Source organism: Microcoleus sp. (assembly GCF_041354475.1).
Classification (GTDB): Bacteria; Cyanobacteriota; Cyanobacteriia; order Cyanobacteriales; family Microcoleaceae; genus Microcoleus.
Map to the genome: position 1 here is coordinate 65,576 of NZ_JBGJZU010000028.1, position 2,156 is coordinate 67,731.

Sequence of the window (2,156 nt, forward strand, 5' to 3'; positions counted from 1 at the left end):
TGGTTAACTGACCCTTCGACCCTTCGACTACGCTCAGGGTACTGGAACTGTCAACTGACAACAGTCAACAGTCAACAGTCAACTAACTAATTAAAACTTCTGACCGACAAAAACCGATCGCACATCTCCTCCTTTGCGGATCACTGCTTCTTGATTTTTAATTTCTGCCAAAGTCCAACCACTAGCACCTATGCTTTCGCCGACATAAATTCTGCGGGCTACGCCATCTACTTCAAATAAAGCAGCCGAGCGATCGCCCAATTCCAAAATCCCTACCAGGGTGTGAGCCGCTGTGGGCGTGGTGCTGACGCTTGGTGTCGCTGGTTGTGACTGCGGTGCTGCCGGCTGGACTGCTGCTGCTGATGGGGCTGCTGCTGATGGGGCTGCTGCGGGGGGGGCTGCTGCGGGGGGGGCTGCTGGTTCTTCGCGAGCCGAAATTTTCGGTTCGGGAGATGTGGAGGGGGAAGGGGAAGTGGCGACGGGGCTAGTGCTGGGACTGGTGCTACCGGCAACAGCGATCGCTCTCCCAGAGGAGGGAGGGTTAGCTGAAGGAGAAACTGCGACAGTTGGGGCCGGAAGTGGGTTTGTCACCGTTGTGTTTGCCGGTGGGATAATCACTACTTGGGGCGTGGGTGCTCCTGGTTGTTGGGCGGCGGCTTGCTCGATCGCCTCAGCGACGCGGTTAACTGCTGTGGAAAGACCGGCCGTAGCTGGTGGCGCGCCGGAAATTGAAATGTTGGGCAGTGTCCCTGGGGGGGCGACTCCGGGTACTCCAGGAAGTTGGACGTTTGCCTGGGGTGATTTTTTTTGTTCGATCGCCTCTAGCGATCGCTGCACGTATTCGGAAAACTCCGTGTCTGGCGCTGTTTTTGTGGTAGCTGTCGGCGTGGTACTTGTGGTTGCCGCCACTGGTAAACGCACCAGTCCCGATCGACTTGCCAACCACAGCCCCAACACTAACATCAGCGAACCAAAGGCTGCTCCCAGCAGCATTTTATCGAAGGATTGTTTGGACTGATGTTTTTTGGTTGTTTCTAGGGCGACTCGGCGGGCGATCGCTGCGACATCTTTTTCTGAGCGCTGGTAGCCCATGGCTGGCGGTGGCGACAGCACTATTTGAGGTACCGATATGGACTTGAGCGTAATAATTTCTGGCTGTACTGGCTCTGTGGGGAGTCCGCCACTTTCATCAAATGCTCGATCGACCCCTTCAAACAGTTCATCCATCAACCTATCGGCGTAGGATTCTACCGCCACTGTTTCGGCGGTGACTGTTTCCACTGTCGCCACTACGGCGATCGGGTCTTGGGCTGATTCCACACCCATCTGTTTTGCGGTGACATTTTGAGACATAGTTTTTTTTTTAATTCGCGAGCTGTCGAAAACCTTGAGACTTTTAGCTTCTGACTTCTACAGGATAATTTTTAAATTTAGCAGTTGTTTCGCCTTAACAGGTGAATTGTAACTCACTCCTGGCAAAATGTTTAGCCTGTAGCCAACTTCCTGGGCGATCGACTTTTTCTTGATTTTGCTCGGCCTTACTTTGGCTACCTATCTTTGATTCTCTGTGATTCTCTCTGTTTCAATACCACATTTTTGATTTCTTTTCAATCCCTACTAGAGAATTTTTCCCCATCTTTGATACAAAACAAAATTTTACTTTATATTACTTTACTTTTTACGCCTGCCATTTTTTTTCTCTGTCACCTAAACTAGCGTCGCTATTTCAATCTAAACAAGCATTTCAGGCTTTTAATATTACAGAGTCTGCTTTTAATTTGTCATAACTTACGCCAAATTATATAACTTCGATTGTACCATAGCTTAATCACTTTTTAGTAATAGACTCTGAAATATCGCAAAATCGTTAAATTAATCAGAATTTTTATCAATAATTTTTTTACATTTTTTTACAACATCAATCTTAATATAATAATTAAAAAACCAAATTTAATTAATATATAAAGATTTCTTATAAAAATAACTTTCCCAGAAAATCAAAATACCTTGACGACAAACCCACTTATGTTGAGATGATACTAAACGGCAGTTTCATAGACTTTTCCTGACATTAAAGACATCAGGTCCAAAAAACACGGTGTTCTTGTCGCAATCGCTGTCTGTAACTGGTAAAATAAGTATCAATGTTGGCACTC

Annotated in this window: 1 protein-coding gene; it reads right to left on the bottom strand. The window is 46.7% G+C overall.

Annotated elements, in window-relative coordinates:
- Nucleotides 1–90: 90 nt before the first annotated feature.
- Nucleotides 91–1,353 carry a hypothetical protein gene (locus ACBR23_RS13095; protein WP_371119689.1) on the bottom strand — a complete coding sequence of 421 codons (1,263 nt, stop codon included), beginning with the start codon at nucleotides 1,351–1,353 and terminating at the stop codon, nucleotides 91–93.
- Nucleotides 1,354–2,156: the final 803 nt, after the last annotated feature.

Excerpts from the sequence above, each read along its gene's own strand:
- ACBR23_RS13095 (WP_371119689.1), bottom strand. The coding sequence starts at position 1,353 with ATGTCTCAAAATGTCACCGCAAAACAGATGGGTGTGGAATCAGCCCAA.